This window comes from Nocardia sp. NPDC050630 (assembly GCF_044457245.1).
In the GTDB taxonomy this organism is placed as follows: Bacteria; Actinomycetota; Actinomycetes; order Mycobacteriales; family Mycobacteriaceae; genus Nocardia.
In genome coordinates this window covers 1,535,097-1,550,724 of record NZ_JBITGN010000001.1, presented here as the reverse complement: position 1 = coordinate 1,550,724, position 15,628 = coordinate 1,535,097, and the positions used below count along the sequence as shown (strand labels likewise).

The window sequence follows — 15,628 nt, the reverse complement described above, 5'->3', positions numbered from 1 at the left end:
ATGACACTGACTCCCGTACTCACCCGGTACTGGGACGACCCGCAGTCCTGGACCATCGAGCACTACCGCGGCCACGACGGCTATCAGGCGGTGCGCAAAGCCCTGCGCATGGATCCGGATCAGGTCATCCAGACCATCAAGGACGCGGGTCTGCGCGGGCGCGGCGGTGCTGGCTTCCCGACCGGGATGAAATGGAGCTTCATTCCGCAGGGGCCTGGGCCGGATGGGGTCACCAAACCGCACTATCTCGTGGTCAATGCCGACGAGTCGGAACCCGGTACCTGCAAGGACATTCCGCTCATGCTGGCCACCCCACACACCCTCATCGAGGGCGTCATCATCGCGGCATATGCGATTCGGGCCGCGCACGCGTTCATCTATGTGCGCGGTGAGGTCGTACCCGTATTGCGGCGGCTGCAGGCCGCGGTGGCGCAAGCGTATGCGGCCGGATTCCTCGGGAAGAACATTCTGGGCTCGGGCTACGACCTGGAACTCATCGTGCACGCCGGTGCCGGGGCATATATCTGCGGTGAGGAAACCGCGCTGCTGGATTCGCTGGAGGGCCGGCGCGGGCAGCCGCGACTCCGGCCGCCGTTCCCAGCAGTCGCGGGTCTGTATGCCTGCCCGACGGTGGTCAACAATGTGGAATCCATTGCGAGTGTGCCGCCGATCATTCTGAACGGCACCGCTTGGTTCCGGTCCATGGGCAGTGAGAAGTCCCCGGGTTTCACGCTGTACTCGCTGTCGGGGCACGTAGCCCGGCCGGGGCAGTACGAAGCGCCACTGGGCATTACCTTGCGCGAACTGCTCGGCTATGCCGGTGGCGTGCGTGCCGGACATGAGGTGAAGTTCTGGACGCCCGGTGGTTCGTCGACGCCGCTGTTCACCGATGAACACCTCGACGTGCCGCTCGACTACGAGGGTGTCGCCGGTGCCGGATCCATGTTGGGCACCAAGGCATTACAGATTTTCGACGACACGACCTGCGTAGTGCGCGCGGTGCTGCGGTGGACCGAGTTCTATGCCCACGAGTCCTGCGGTAAATGCACACCCTGCCGTGAAGGCACCTACTGGCTCGTCCAGTTGCTGAAGCGGATCGAAGCGGGCCGGGGAACCGAATCGGATCTGGACAAGCTGCTCGATATCAGCGACACCATCAACGGCAAATCGTTCTGCGCACTCGGCGACGGTGCGGCCAGCCCGATTATCTCCTCGCTGAAGTACTTCCGCGAGGAATACGTCGACCATCTGCGGCTCGACGGCTGCCCGTTCGATCCCGCGCGATCCACCGCCTGGGCCGAAGGAGTGAAATGAGTACAGCATCGCGCAGCGATTCGATGGGGAGCGGCAGCCGGGTGACGGGTGGGCCTGCCACTGTGCATACCAATACAAGCGGACTCGTGCCCGCCGACCTGATCACCGTCACCATCGATAACACCCAGGTCAGCGTCCCGGCGGGAACCCTGCTGATCCGGGCCGCCGAACTCATCGGCATCCAGATTCCGCGCTTCTGCGACCACCCGCTGCTCGACCCGGTCGGCGCATGCCGCCAGTGTCTGGTCGAAGTGGAGGGACAGCGCAAGCCGGTCGCCTCCTGCACCATGACCGTCACCGACGGCATGATCGTGCACACCCAGCTGACTTCCCCTGCGACCGCGAAGGCCCAGGAGGGGGTGATGGAGCTGCTGCTCATCAACCATCCCCTCGACTGTCCGGTCTGCGATAAGGGCGGTGAATGCCCGCTGCAGAACCAGGCGATGTCCAGCGGACGGCCCGAAACCCGATTCGATGGTGTGAAACGCACCTACCCGAAGCCGATTCCGCTGTCCACGGCGGTACTGCTGGACCGGGAACGCTGCGTGCTGTGCGCCCGCTGCACCCGCTTCTCGCAGCAGGTCGCCGGGGATCCGTTCATCGAACTCATGGATCGCGGAGCGCTCGAACAGGTCGGCACCGCACAGGCCGAACCGTTCGACTCCTACTTCTCCGGCAACACCGTGCAGATCTGCCCGGTGGGTGCGCTCACCGGCACCAGTTATCGGTTCCGGGCCCGCCCCTTCGATCTGGTCTCCAGCCCGAGCGTCTGCGAGCACTGCGCATCGGGCTGCGCCCAGCGCACCGACCACCGACGCGGAAAAGTATTGCGCCGCTTGGCAGGTGACGACCCGCAGGTCAATGAGGAGTGGAATTGCGATAAGGGACGGTGGGCGTTCACCTACGCGACCGAACGCGACCGGCTCACCACACCGCTGGTGCGCGGATGGGACGGCAACCTCGCCCCCGCATCCTGGTCCGAGGCCCTGGCCGCCGCCGCGGAGGGGCTGGCATCGGCCTTCGGCAGCGCGGGCGTGCTGGTCGGCGGTCGCGTGACCGAGGAAGACGCCTACGCCTACGCCAAATTCGCCCGAGTTGCCCTGGGCACCAATGACATCGACTTCCGCACCCGGGTGCATTCGGCCGAAGAGGCGGATTTCCTGGCCGCCCGCATCGCCGGACAGGGTGTCACCGTCGACTACGACGCCCTGGAGAGCGCTCCGGTCGTGCTGCTTGCCGGATTGGAGCCGGAAGAGGAGTCACCGATCATCTACCTGCGGCTGCGCAAGGCGGCACGCAAGCGCGGTGTGCCGATCTTCTCGCTCACCGCATACTCTTCGCGCGGGCTGGACCGGATGTCGGGCACGCTGTTGCAAGCCGTGCCCGGTGCCGAGCCACATCTGCTCGATGGCCTGCGCACCGGTGAGACGGATTCCGCCGCTTCGGCGACAGCAGCACAGCTATTGCGCCAGCCGGGTGCGGTCATACTGGTCGGTGAGCGGATGGCCGGAATTCCGGGCGCACTGTCCGCGGCCGTGCGGCTCGCCGATGAAACTGGTGCCGCCTTGGCCTGGGTGCCACGGCGTGCAGGTGAACGCGGTGCGGTCGAAGCGGGCGCGCTGCCCGGCCTGCTGCCCGGTGGTCGCCCGGTCGTGGATCCCCGTGCGCGCCAACAGGTTCGCACCATCTGGAATGTCGATGAACTGCCGGTCACCGCGGGTCGCGATACCGCAGCCATCCTGGAGGCCGCGCCGAACTTGGGCGCGCTGGTCATCGGTGGTGTCGATATCGCCGACCTGCCGGATCCCGAAGCGGCGCTGGAGGCGATCGACGCCGCCCGGTTCGTGGTCAGCCTGGAGCTGCGGCACAGCGCGGTCACCGAACGCGCCGATGTCGTCTTCCCGGTGGCCTCGGCGATGCAGAAATCCGGCACCTTCCGTACCTGGGAGGGCCGACCGCGGCAATTCGATGCGGCACTCGGCGATTCGATGGTGCGCCGTGAACCCGCGCCGCTATCCGATCAGCGGGTGCTGCAGGCCATCGCGAGCGAGATGAAGGTGACGCTCGGACTCCCCGATACCGAATCCGCGCGCGCCGAACTCGCCGAACTCGGCGCCTGGGCCGGTCCGGCGGCGCCCGCACCCGCGCATCGGCCGCATCCGGTGACCCAGCCCAATCCCGGCACCGCCATCCTGTCCGGCTGGCGGATGCTGCTGGATCAGGGCCGCATGCAGGACGGCGAGCCGAATCTGGCCGGTGTCGCGCGGCCGCCGGTCGCGCGCTTGTCTCCCACCACCGCCGCCGAAATCGCTGCCGCCGATGACGATCTGATCGTCGTCGCCACCAATCGCGGCGCTGTCACGCTGCCGCTGCTGATCACCGATCTGCCCGATCGAGTGGTGTGGCTGCCGCTGAATTCGCCGGGCTGCTCGGTCAACGAACAGCTCGCCACCCAGCCGGGCGGCGTGGTGCAGCTGTACCGCGCCGACGAGAGGATGAAGGAACACCGTCATGAGTGATCTCTCTCTTTTCGGTCACGACCCGCTGTGGCTCGTCATCGGGAAATCCCTGGCGATCTTCGCCTTCCTGCTGCTCACGCCGATGATGGCGGTGTATCTGGAGCGCAAGATCGTGGCCTGGATGCAGATGCGCGTCGGACCGAACCGGGTCGGGCCCAAGGGCACGCTGCAGGCCGTCGCCGACGGTGTGAAGATGGCGCTGAAGGAAGATATCGTCCCGGCCATCGTCGACAAGCCGATTTTCATTCTGGCGCCGGTCATTTCGGTGGTGCCCGCATTCATGGCGTTCGCGGTCATCCCGATCGGCCCGGAAGTATCGATCCTGGGCCACCGGACCGCGCTGCAGCTCACCGATCTGCCGGTGGCGGTGCTCTACATCTTGGCCATCACCTCGATCGGCGTGTACGGCATCGTGCTGGCGGGCTGGTCGTCGGGTTCGACCTATCCGCTGCTCGGCGGGTTGCGCTCGACCGCGCAGGTGATCTCTTACGAGATCGCGATGGCGCTGTGCTTCGCGACGGTGTTCCTGCTCGGCGGCACCATGGCTACCTCCGGCATCGTGAAGGCGCAGGAAGGCACTTGGTATGTCTTTCTGCTGCTGCCGTCGTTCCTGATCTACTGCGTGTCGATGGTCGGGGAGACCAACCGTGCGCCATTCGATCTGCCCGAGGCCGAAGGCGAGCTGGTCGGCGGTTTCCACACCGAATACTCCTCGCTCAAATTCGCCATGTTCATGATGGCCGAATACATCAACATGGCAACGGTTTCCGCGCTCGCCACCACCCTGTTCCTCGGCGGCTGGCACGCACCGTTCCCGATCAACCTGTGGGACGGCGCGAATTCCGGCTGGTGGCCCGCGCTGTGGTTCATCGCCAAGATGTGGACGTTCCTGTTCGTCTTCATCTGGTTGCGCGGCACGCTGCCCCGCCTTCGCTACGACCAGTTCATGAATCTCGGTTGGAAACTGCTGATTCCGACCTCGCTGCTGTGGGTGATGGTGGTCGCCACCGCGCGGCTGCTGCAGAACGAGGGCTACGAAGTCCAGACGCCGCTGCTGGTGATCAGCGGAATCATCATCTCTGGACTGATCCTGCTGATGTTCCTGCGGGCCGGGCGCAGACAAGCCGCGCCACCGACGGTCGAGGAACCCGCCCCGGTGGCATCCGGCACGGCGGTCTTCCTCGGATTCCCGACGCCGCCGCTGCCGGATCCATCGACACGGCGTCCAGAACCCAAAGCGGGACTGCTGGAACCGTTGATGGGCTTCGCAGTCACCTTCCTGACCATGTTCAAGAAGCCCAATACCGAGTCCTATCCGGAACAGAAGGTCCCGACCGCGCCCCGCTACCACGGCCGCCACCAGCTCAATCGGCATCCGGATGGTCTGGAGAAGTGCATCGGCTGCGAACTGTGCGCATGGGCCTGTCCCGCGGACGCGATCTATGTCGAGGGCGCGGATAACACCGAGACCGAACGCTTTTCACCCGGCGAGCGCTACGGACAGGTCTACCAGATCAACTATCTGCGCTGCATCGGCTGCGGATTGTGCATCGAGGCGTGCCCGACCAGGGCGCTCACCATGACCAATGAGTACGAGATGGCCGATGACAACCGCGCCGACCTGATCTATGAGAAGGACCGGCTGCTGGCCCCGTTGCAGCCCGGCATGACCGCACCGCCGCACGCCATGTATCCCGGTACGACCGAAGGCGATTACTACCGCGGCAAGGTGCCGGGCGGTGAAAGCGGTTCGGATAGGGAGCCCGCCGCCGCGGGCGCGGAAGGAGGCCCGCGGTGACCGAATTCATCCTGGCCGCCCAGACATTGGCCGCCGAGCCACTGACCCACACCTCCACCGGCGAGGCCGTCCAATTCTGGATCCTCGGCCCGCTCGCCGTCATCGGCGCATTCGGCATGGTATTCGCGGGCAAGGCCGTCCATTCGGCGATCTGCCTGGCCGCCACCATGATCGTGCTCGCCACCTTCTATATGGCCCAGGACGCGCTGTTCCTGGGCGTCGTGCAGATCGTCGTCTACACCGGCGCGGTCATGATGCTGTTCCTGTTCGTGCTCATGCTGGTCGGCGTCGACTCCCCCGAATCGCTCGGGGAAACACTGCGCGGTCAGCGGCTCTCGGCCGCCGCGGTCGGACTCGGCTTCGGGCTGCTGCTGATCAGCGGTATCGCCAACGGCATCCGCAACTCCGGAATCAACCATCCGGCAATGGGATTCGCCTACCAAGACGTGATCGGCCAACTCGCCGAACTGATCTTCGTCCGATATGTGTGGGCCTTCGAACTCACCGGCGCACTGCTGATCACCGCCACCATCGGCGCGATGATCCTGGCGCACCGGGAGAATTTCGGGCCGCGCCTGGATCAGCGAGAGCTCTCGCGCCGCCGCTTCCGCGGCGCCTACGATCCGGCCCGGCCCTCCGATCGCGCCACGCCGCTGCCGACACCCGGTGTGTACGCCAGGCACAACGCGGTCGATATTCCGGCGCGGCTGCCGGACGGATCCTTCGAGGAGCTGTCGGTCAGCACCATCCTGCGGCACCGCCGCACCAGGGCCCTCACCGAGGCGGCGGTCATCTCGGTCGGTACGACCCCGACCTTCGCCGCCGAGGTCGATGAGTCCGAAACCCCCGCCCGCGAGGCAGACGAGGAAGGCAAGCGGTGAATCCTGAGAACTACCTGTTCCTGTCGGCCCTGCTGTTCACCATCGGCGCGGCCGGTGTGCTGCTGCGACGCAACGCCATTGTGGTGTTCATGTGCATCGAGTTGATGCTCAATGCGGTCAACCTCGCCTTCGTCACCTTCGCCAGGCTGCATTCGAACCTGGACGGTCAGGTGTTCGCGTTCTTCACCATGGTGGTCGCCGCGGCCGAAGTCGTGGTCGGACTGGCCATCATCATGACCATCTTCCGCGCCCGCCGCTCGACCTCGGTCGACGACGCCAACCTGCTGAAGTTCTGACGTGGATACCGCAACGCTCTGGGTGCTGCCCGCACTGCCGCTGGCCGGTGCCATCGTTCTGCTGCTGGTCGGACGCTACAGCGACAAGTGGGGGCATCTGCTGGGCTGTGCCACCGCGCTGGCCTCGTTCGGCTTCGCCGCCGTCGCCTTCTTCCACATGCTCGACCGTGGCGATGCTGCCCGCGCAATCCACAAGGACTTTTTCAGCTGGGTGCCGGTCGACGGGTTGCAGGTGGACTTCAGCCTCCAATTGGACCAGCTGTCGGTGTGTTTCGCGCTGCTGATCACCGGCGTCGGATCGCTGATCCACATCTATTCCGTCGGCTATATGAACCATGATCCGGGACGGCGGCGGTTCTTCGCCTACCTGAATCTGTTCCTCGCGGCCATGCTGCTGCTGGTGCTGGCGGATAACTACCTGGTGCTGTATCTGGGCTGGGAAGGCGTCGGTCTGGCCTCGTACCTGCTGATCGGTTTCTGGTACCACAAGCCGACCGCGGCGACCGCCGCCAAGAAGGCGTTCGTGGTCAACCGGGTCGGTGATATGGGGTTGGCCATCGCCATGTTCACCATGTTCGCGACCTTCGGTTCGATCGACTTCGGCTCGGTGTTCGCGACCGCACCGCAGGCGGGTGAGGGCACGCTCACCGCGATCGGGTTGTTGCTGCTGCTGGCCGCCTGCGGTAAGTCCGCGCAGGTGCCGCTGCAGTCCTGGCTCGGTGACGCGATGGAGGGTCCGACACCGGTCTCCGCACTCATCCACGCGGCCACCATGGTGACCGCGGGTGTGTATCTGATCGCGCGCTCCGGGCCGATCTTCGATCTCGCGCCCAACGCGCGGCTCGGCGTGGTGCTGGTGGGTGCGGTGACGCTGTTGTTCGGTGCGATCGTCGGTTGCGCGAAGGACGACATCAAGAAGGCACTGGCGGCATCCACCATGAGCCAAATCGGATACATGGTGCTGGCCGCGGGCCTCGGCCCGGCCGGATACGCGGTCGCCATCATGCACCTGCTCACCCACGGCTTCTTCAAGGCCGGGCTCTTCCTCGGCGCCGGATCGGTCATGCACGCGATGGACGACGAAACCGATATGCGCCGCTACGGTGGGCTGCGCACACTGCTACCGGTCACCTACATCACCTTCGGGCTCGGCTATCTGGCGATCATCGGAGTGCCGCCGTTCGCCGGCTTCTTTTCCAAGGATCGGATCATCGAGGCGGCGTTCAACCAGGGCGGCGCAAGCGGTTTGGCCTTGGGCGCGGTGACGCTGCTGGGTGCCGGGCTGACCGCGTTCTACATGACGCGCGTCATGCTGATGACGTTCTTCGGCGATCGCCGCTGGAAGCCCGATACGCACCCCCACGAGGCACCGGCGGTGATGACCGGCCCGATGATCCTGCTCGCGATCGGCTCGGTGGCCGCGGGTGGGCTGTTCGTGCTCGGATCGTCGCTGCAGAACTGGCTCGAACCCGTTGTCGGGGCGCATCACGGCGAGGAGGTCGTGCCCGCTGGCGTGGTGACAGCCCTGGCACTGCTCGTGGTCGCCATCGGGATCGGCTTCGCCTACAACCAGTACGCGCAGCGTGAAGTTCCCGAGACCGCGCCGGAAGCCGTATCGGCATTGACCGTCGCGGCACGCAAGGATCTCTACGGCGATGCGGTCAACGAGGGCGTATTCATGCGTCCCGGCGCGTATCTGACCCGGTCACTGGTCTTCCTCGACAACCGCGGCATCGACGGCATCGTCAACGGGACCGCCGCACTGATCGGCGGACTGTCCGGGCGCATCCGGAAGGTGCAGTCCGGGTTCGTGCGGTCCTATGCCCTGTCCATGTTCACCGGCGCGGCACTGGTGGCCGCCGCCCTGCTGGCAGTGAGGCTCTGGTGAGTGACTATCCCTGGTTGACCACGCTGTGGTTGTTGCCCGTCGTCGGCGCGGTGGTGGTGCTGCTGTTGCCCGCGTCGCGGCGCACCCTGGCGCGCGGGCTGGCATTCGGTGTCGCATTGGCGGTGCTGGTGCTCGGCATCGTCTTGGCCGTGCGCTTCGAACCCGGTGCGGCGCAATATCAGTTCGTCGAATCGCACGAGTGGATTCCGGCTTTCGGCGCGGGTTACACACTCGGGTTGGACGGGATCGCACTGGTGCTGGTGCTGCTCACCACGGCGCTGGCGCCGCTGCTGATCCTGGCCGGTTGGAACGATGAGCGCGAGGTCGGCAGCGGGCGCCGGGTTTCGCACACCTATGTCGCGTTGACGCTGCTCGTCGAGGCGATGGTGCTGATTTCCTTTGTCTCGCTCGATATTCTGCTGTTCTACGTGTTCTTCGAGGCGATGCTCGTCCCGATGTACTTCCTCATCGGCGGATTCGGACCGCGCAGTGCCGATCTCGCACATCGTCAGCAGCGTTCGCGGGCAGCGGTGAAATTCCTGTTGTACAACCTGTTCGGCGGTCTGATCATGTTGGCGGCGGTGATCGGGCTGTATGTGCTCACCGCGCGGCAGGGACTCGGGTCCGGATCGTCGGGCACCTTCGATTTCCGCACCGTGGTGGCGGCGGCCAATGCCGGACAGCTCGGCGCCGGTCCTGCGGTGTTGAATGCCCTGTTCCTCGGTTTCATGTTCGCCTTCGCGGTGAAGGCGCCGCTGTGGCCGTTGCACACCTGGCTGCCGGATGCGGCGGTGGCCGCGACGCCGTCGAGTGCGGTGCTGATGATGGCGGTGGTCGACAAGGTCGGCACCTTCGGCATGTTGCGCTACTGCCTGCAGTTGTTCCCGGATGCCTCGGGAACCTATGCACCCCTGGTGATCACGCTCGCGGTGATCGGCATCATCTACGGCGCGCTGCTGGCGATCGGACAAACCGATGTGATGCGGCTGATCGCCTACACCTCGATCTCACACTTCGGATTCATCATTCTGGGTATCTTCGCGATGACCAGTCAGGGGCAGACCGGGGCCACGCTCTACATGGTCAATCACGGCATCTCGACCGCGGCACTGTTCCTGATCGCGGGATTCCTGGTGTCGCGCAGGGGAACTCGGGCCATCGCCGCCTACGGCGGGGTGCAGAAGGTGGCGCCGGTGCTGGCGGGCACCTTCTTGATCGCCGGTCTCGCCGCCTTGTCGCTGCCGGGGCTGGCACCGTTCATCAGCGAATTCCTGGTGCTACTCGGCACATTCACCCGTTACGGATTCGCGGCGGTGATCGCGACCGCAGCGTTGGTATTGGCGGCACTGTATGTGCTGTGGATGTACCAGCGGATGATGACCGGGCCGGTCAAGGAGGGCAACGAGCGGCTCTATGACCTGGTGCCGCGCGAAGTGGCGGTGGTGGTGCCGTTGATCGCGGCGCTGCTGTTCCTCGGTATCTATCCGAAACCGGTGCTGGATTTCATCAATCCCGCGGTGGGTCAGACACTCACCACCATTGGCGTCCACGATCCCGCGCCGAAGACGCCCGCGATCCCCGCAGCGGGGGCCGATCACGGAGGTGCCCACAAATGAGCAGTCTGCTCGCGGCAAGTATGCCCGCGCCGAGTATCGAATACGCAAAGTTGTCGCCGATGCTGATCGTGTTCGGGGTGGCGGTGGTCGGGGTGCTCGTCGAGGCGTTCGCGCCGCGCCGGCATCGGTATGCCATCCAGGTGCCGCTCGGGCTGGCCGGGTTGGTCGCGGCGCTGGTGGCGGTGGTGCGGTTGTCCGGGACCGAGGCGACCGTGATGGTCGGTGCGGTGGCGATCGACGGTGTGACACTGTTTCTGCAGGGCACGATTCTGGTGGTGTCGATTCTGGCGCTGCTGTTCATGGCCGAGCGCGGTGCGCAACCGCGACCGCGGGTACGTTCGGGTCCCGGGACGTGGAGTGTGGCCGCGGCCGCCGTCGGCGGTGGGGTGGACGCGTTCACCCCACAGGCTTCCGCGGTGCCCGGTAGCGCGGGTGAAATGGCCGCTGTCCGTGCGGGTGTCGCGACCACCGAGGTGTTCCCGCTGGCCATGCTCGCCATCGGGGGACTGTTGCTGTTCCCGGCGTCGAATGATCTGCTGACGATGTTCGTGGCGTTGGAGGTGTTGTCGTTGCCGCTGTATCTGCTGTGTGGGCTGGCACGGCGCAAGCGGCTGCTCTCGCAGGAAGCGTCGCTGAAATACTTTCTGCTCGGGGCGTTTTCGTCCGCGTTCTTCCTCTACGGGGTCGCACTGCTGTACGGGCAGGCGGGGACGGTGAAGCTCGGTGGGATCGCCGATGCGATAACGCAGCATCCGCAGAACAGCACCCTGGGGTTGCTCGGGGTGGCGATGTTGGCGGTGGGGTTGCTGTTCAAGATCGGTGCGGTGCCGTTCCAGTCCTGGGTGCCAGATGTGTATCAGGGCGCGCCGAGTTCGGTGACCGGCTTCATGGCCGCGGCGACGAAGATCGCGGCAGTCGGTGCGCTGCTGCGGGTGCTGCAGGTCGCGGTGCCCGGTCTGCGTGACGACTGGCGGCCGGTGCTCGCCGCTATCGCCATCGCCACCATGGTGATCGGCGCGATCATGGCGATCACCCAGACCGACGTCAAGCGCATGCTCGCCTACTCCTCGGTCGCGCACGCCGGATTCATCCTGACCGGTCTTGCCGCGGCGAACGAGGCCGGTACCTCGGCCATCCTGTTCTATCTGTTGGCCTACGGTCTGGGCACGCTCGGCGCGTTCGCGGTCGTCAGCCTGGTCCGCGATGTCGAAGGTGACGAAGCTACCGCCATGTCCCAGTGGGCGGGCCTCGGCCGCCGCTCCCCCTGGCTGGCAACGATTTTCGCGCTGTTCCTGCTCTCGTTCGCGGGCCTGCCCCTCACCGGTGGCTTCGTCGCGAAGTTCGCGGTCTTCCAGGCCGCCGCCTCCGGCGACGCTGCCTATCTGGTCATCGTCGGTGTCGTCTCCAGCGCCATCGCCGCATTCTTCTACATCCGCGTCATCGTCCTGATGTTCTTCACCGATCCACCCGCCGACGCCCCGACCGTCGCCTCGCCATTCCTCACCACCACGGTCGTCGCATTCACCGCGGGCGCCACGGTCCTGCTCGGAGTCATCCCGCAAATGCTGCTGGACTTGTCCGACCGCGCATCGACTTTCGTTCGCTGACCCCGTCACGACACTGCCGCATCCCACTCGGGTGCGGCAGTGTCGTGTTTCCAGGGATACCCGCCTATCGCGTGGTGGCGTAGAGCTGCATGTCGTGTCGAGCCTGTCGCGGTTCAGTGCAGGTATGAGGCTCCGTTGACATTCAGGACCGCCCCGGAGCTCCAGGTTGCTTCGGGCGAGGCGAGGTAGCGGACGGCGGAGGCGATTTCCTCGGGTTGGGCGACACGATCGAAGGGGCTTTGAGCGCGGACCTCGTCGGTGACGCGCGAGGCGACGCGTTCGGTTGCGACGAAACCCGGTGCCACCGAGGCGACCGCGATTCCATAGGGGGCCAAATAGACCGCGAGCGATTGGCCGAGGGCGTGGACGGCTGCCTTGCTGGCACCGTAGGCGGGGTAGTCGGGTTCACCGCGGAATGCGCCGCGCGAGCCGATATTGATGATGCGGCCCCGCACCTTGTTGTCGATCATGTGGCGGGCGGCGCAGTAGGAGATATTGGCCGTGCCGAACAGGTTGACGTCCATGGTCTTGCGCCACACGTCCTGCCAGTCCGTGTACGAAGTCTTCGCGAGGGGATGCGGAAGGTTCACCGCGGCGTTATTGACCAGCACGTGCACTGTGCCGAGTTCCTCTACCGCCGCCGCGACGATCGCTTCGGCCGTTTCCGGCGCACCGATATCACCGTCGACGAGCACATGCCCGTCGCCGGGCAACTGCCGCAATGTCTCCTCGGCATCGGCCCGCGCGGAGGAGTAATGCACCGCCACCCGATCACCGTTCTCGGCGAATGCCACCGCAACCGCCCGCCCGATCCCCCGCGAAGCCCCCGTCACCAACACACCACGATTCATCCCACCACCCTGCCACGGCCATTTCGTTCCCAGCACGATCGGGGCAAGCGAATGTGGTTGTCGTGACGTACAACGCGCCTAGGCATTTCGAGCCCACGACCGGGTCGGTGCCCTGGGCTACCATCCGGTGCGTTCGCGAAGAATTCGCGCGATGCTCACACGGCGGGGCACGGTAGCAGGGGTTCAGCGGTGGTGCGGCGAATTCCGATGGAGTGGTGGCCGCTATCCAGAACACTCCGACCTTCGGAGTGCTCGCCGACAGCGGCTGATCCGTAGCCTGTTACGGAGCACCTCCGAGCACCTCGCGCAATCGGACGGCGAATGTGGCTGGGTCCTCGACGAATCCGGTGTGTCCGCCGGGGAATATGGTCGGAGTCACCCCGATGGCTTCACCGAGCGCCCGCGATGTGCGGTCGCAGTATTGGCCGGTCGATTCGGTGCCGATGCCGATCACAATCCGTGCCGGAGTCGATTGCAGCACAGCGATATTCGGCTCCCACGTGGTCGTGCCGCGCAGCTCGTGATCGAACCAGTAGCGTTCGCTGGCCAACTGGCGCGGGTCGCGCTCGCCGCCGAACACCTGCTGTAGCACCGGTTCCGGCATCACGATGTTCGCATTGACCATGAACTTGCGCCACGCGCCGAGCGTGTCGCCGCCGCGGTAGGTGGCGATGACGTCCTCGGTTCCGGCGCGCAACTGGTCGCTGTCCTCGAGCAGTTCACCCAGCGGCGGTTCGTGCGCGATCACGGTGGTGACCAGGTCCGGCTGGGATTGGGCCAGTGCCAATGCGGTCACCGCGCCGCCGCTGGAACCGAATACCACCGCGGGGCCGATGCCGAGGTGGGTGATGAGGCAGGCCAGGTCGTCGGCGCGCAGCTGCGGTGTCGAGTCCTGTTCGGGGTCGTCGAGCACGCTGCCCTGATGGCCGCGCGGGTCGGTGGTGAGCACGGTGCGGTCGGTGGCGAGCAGTTCCGCCAGCGGCGCGAAGGCCGCCGCGTCCATTGGAGCGCCGACCAATACGACCAGCGGTCCGGTGCCACGCACCTCGTAGTGCAGTCGCGCCCCGGGCACGTCGAGGCTATGTGCGGTGGCGGTCGAAGTCGGGGTCATCAAGATCTCCTCGAACAAATAGTCATGGGTCTGCCGAGAATGTTGACCGGCTTGCCCACACGAATTCATCGGTCCGCCACCAATGCCTGCTCGAGACTCCCCGAGCCGAATTGGCGCACGGGCTCTGGTCGGAGCGGGATATCCCGAGCGAGCGTGGGTTGAGGTCGAGCTGGTCGGTGGCTTCCGGACCGACGACGCAGTCACGACAGGGTGGTGCGGCATTCCGACGCTTGCAAAACCTAGGGGTATTAGTTTATAAACTAAGCACCATAGTTTCAGGAGATGTGATGTCGCCACGCGCCGGGTTGACCACCGAGCGGATCACCATGGCCGCGGCGGAACTCGCCGATGAGGTCGGTTTCGACAACCTCACCGTCGCCGCACTGGCCAGGAGGTTCGGCGTCAAGGACGCGAGCCTCTACTCGCACATCAAGAACCTCGAAGACTTGCGCAACAGGGTGGCCATGCTGGCAAGCGACGAGAAGACCGACCGCATTGCCGCGGCGGTGGCCGGGCGTGCGGGACGGGACGCACTCGCGGCATTTGCCGACGAGTGGCGCCGCTACGCGTTGGAACATCCCGGCCGCTATGCCGCCACCCAGATGCCGATGGACCCCGCCGTCACCGCAGCTTGGACCGGCGGATGGCGGGCCGTAGACCTGACCTATGGGGTGCTGCGCGCCTACGGGCTCGACGAACCCGATGTCACCGACGCGGTTCGGCTGTTGCGCAGCACTTTTCACGGATATGCCAACCTGGAGGCGAGCGGCGGCTTCGGTCATGCCCGCTCCACCGCCGCCTCCTGGGATCGCATCATCGACGCCTTGCACGTCACCCTCACCCACTGGCCCACCGACGAGAAAGCGAATTCGCAGTGAGATCCGAAAACCTGAAAGTGCCCGGTGCCACCTTGTATTTCGAGGTGCGCGGCGACGGCCCGGTGCTGCTCCTGTTGCCGGGCAGCGGCGGCGACGCCGGGATCTTCGACCCGATCGCCGATGCGCTCGCCGAGCACTTCACGGTCGTCGCCGCCGATCCGCGTGGTTACTCGCGCAGCGTTCTCGACGCTCCCGAACCCGTGGACCAGCGGATGGAAGTGCTCAGCGATGACGCATACCGTCTGCTCGAACACCTCACGCCCGCAGGAGAATTCGCCTATGTCGCCGGGGTCAGTGGCGGCGCGGTCGTCGCGCTCGACTTGCTCGCCCATCATCCGGACCGGCTGCGCCTGGTCGTCGCCCACGAGCCGCCGTGCTTCGCGGTCCTGCCCGATGCGGACGCGCACCGGGCCATGGTCGAGGAGGTGGTCGAACTCGCCCGTGACCAAGGACCGGCCGTCGCGGGCGGGCGCTTCATGCAGGCGGTGGGCGTCACCTCGAAGCCGCTGCCCAATGCGGCCGAGGTCCCGGCTCGCACCGCCGAAATGCTCGGACGGCTGATGGGCAACGCGCCGCTGATGTTCGCTCATGAACTGCGCGCGGTCACCGATTACCGGCCCGACAGTGCCGCACTCGCCGCTGTAGCGGACCGCCTTGTGCTGGCCGCAGGTCGGGAAACCCGTGGCCAACTCCCCTATCGGACCGCGCAAACCCTTGCGACCGAGTTGCACCGACCGCTGGTGGAGTTCCCGGGTGGGCACAGTGGAGTCCGGGAAACCCCGACCGAATTCGCTCGTGCTCTGCTGGAAGCGCTGACGGTGACCGCTGATCGTTGACGCCGGTTTCCATCAGCGGAGGCCGAGCCGGAA

General features: G+C 65.9%; 12 protein-coding genes. 10 read left to right on the top strand and 2 right to left on the bottom strand.

The features are described 5' to 3' along the window. Genes nuoF through nuoN form a run of 8 tightly spaced genes read left to right on the top strand, consistent with a single transcriptional unit; the run spans window position 1 to window position 11,919 of the window. Complete coding sequence (gene nuoF / locus ACIBG0_RS06455) at window positions 1-1,314, top strand: NADH-quinone oxidoreductase subunit NuoF (protein ID WP_397029810.1); 1,314 nt, start codon at window positions 1-3, stop codon at window positions 1,312-1,314. Next, window positions 1,311-3,833 carry an NADH-quinone oxidoreductase subunit G gene (locus ACIBG0_RS06450; RefSeq protein WP_397029808.1) on the top strand — a complete coding sequence of 841 codons (2,523 nt, stop codon included), beginning with the start codon at window positions 1,311-1,313 and terminating at the stop codon, window positions 3,831-3,833. The genes nuoF and ACIBG0_RS06450 overlap by 4 nt, the downstream gene beginning before the upstream one ends. Continuing rightward, window positions 3,826-5,631 (top strand): NADH-quinone oxidoreductase subunit NuoH, encoded by a 1,806-nt coding sequence (nuoH, locus tag ACIBG0_RS06445; protein WP_397029807.1) that lies wholly within the window; start codon window positions 3,826-3,828, stop codon window positions 5,629-5,631. Before ACIBG0_RS06450 ends, nuoH begins: the two co-directional genes overlap by 8 nt. Continuing rightward, window positions 5,628-6,512: an NADH-quinone oxidoreductase subunit J gene (locus ACIBG0_RS06440; protein WP_397029805.1), complete on the top strand. Its 885-nt coding sequence runs from the start codon at window positions 5,628-5,630 to the stop codon at window positions 6,510-6,512. Before nuoH ends, ACIBG0_RS06440 begins: the two co-directional genes overlap by 4 nt. Next, complete coding sequence (gene nuoK / locus ACIBG0_RS06435) at window positions 6,509-6,808, top strand: NADH-quinone oxidoreductase subunit NuoK (RefSeq protein ID WP_194813637.1); 300 nt, start codon at window positions 6,509-6,511, stop codon at window positions 6,806-6,808. Before ACIBG0_RS06440 ends, nuoK begins: the two co-directional genes overlap by 4 nt. Before the next feature lies 1 nt (window position 6,809). Continuing rightward, window positions 6,810-8,696, top strand: a complete 1,887-nt coding sequence (gene nuoL / locus ACIBG0_RS06430) for an NADH-quinone oxidoreductase subunit L (protein ID WP_397029803.1) — start codon at window positions 6,810-6,812, stop codon at window positions 8,694-8,696. Then, window positions 8,693-10,312, top strand: coding sequence for an NADH-quinone oxidoreductase subunit M (locus ACIBG0_RS06425; RefSeq protein WP_397029801.1), 1,620 nt, complete (start codon window positions 8,693-8,695; stop codon window positions 10,310-10,312). The genes nuoL and ACIBG0_RS06425 overlap by 4 nt, the downstream gene beginning before the upstream one ends. Beyond that, the gene (nuoN, locus tag ACIBG0_RS06420; protein ID WP_397029799.1) at window positions 10,309-11,919 is read left to right on the top strand and encodes an NADH-quinone oxidoreductase subunit NuoN; all 1,611 of its coding nucleotides are present in this window, start codon (window positions 10,309-10,311) and stop codon (window positions 11,917-11,919) included. The genes ACIBG0_RS06425 and nuoN overlap by 4 nt, the downstream gene beginning before the upstream one ends. A 113-nt stretch (window positions 11,920-12,032) precedes the next feature. Here nuoN and ACIBG0_RS06415 read toward each other — a convergent pair whose 3' ends face one another. Beyond that, window positions 12,033-12,770, bottom strand: a complete 738-nt coding sequence (locus ACIBG0_RS06415; protein ID WP_397029798.1) for an SDR family NAD(P)-dependent oxidoreductase — start codon at window positions 12,768-12,770, stop codon at window positions 12,033-12,035. 280 nt (window positions 12,771-13,050) lie between these two features. Further along, a complete protein-coding gene (locus ACIBG0_RS06410; RefSeq protein ID WP_397029796.1) occupies window positions 13,051-13,881 on the bottom strand; it encodes an alpha/beta fold hydrolase in 831 nt (276 codons plus the stop codon). Window positions 13,882-14,168: 287 nt separating this feature from the next. Between ACIBG0_RS06410 and ACIBG0_RS06405 the strand changes: the two genes are divergently transcribed. Further along, window positions 14,169-14,759, top strand: coding sequence for a TetR/AcrR family transcriptional regulator (locus ACIBG0_RS06405; protein WP_397029795.1), 591 nt, complete (start codon window positions 14,169-14,171; stop codon window positions 14,757-14,759). Continuing rightward, the gene (locus tag ACIBG0_RS06400; protein ID WP_397029793.1) at window positions 14,756-15,595 is read left to right on the top strand and encodes an alpha/beta fold hydrolase; all 840 of its coding nucleotides are present in this window, start codon (window positions 14,756-14,758) and stop codon (window positions 15,593-15,595) included. The genes ACIBG0_RS06405 and ACIBG0_RS06400 overlap by 4 nt, the downstream gene beginning before the upstream one ends. Window positions 15,596-15,628: the final 33 nt, after the last annotated feature.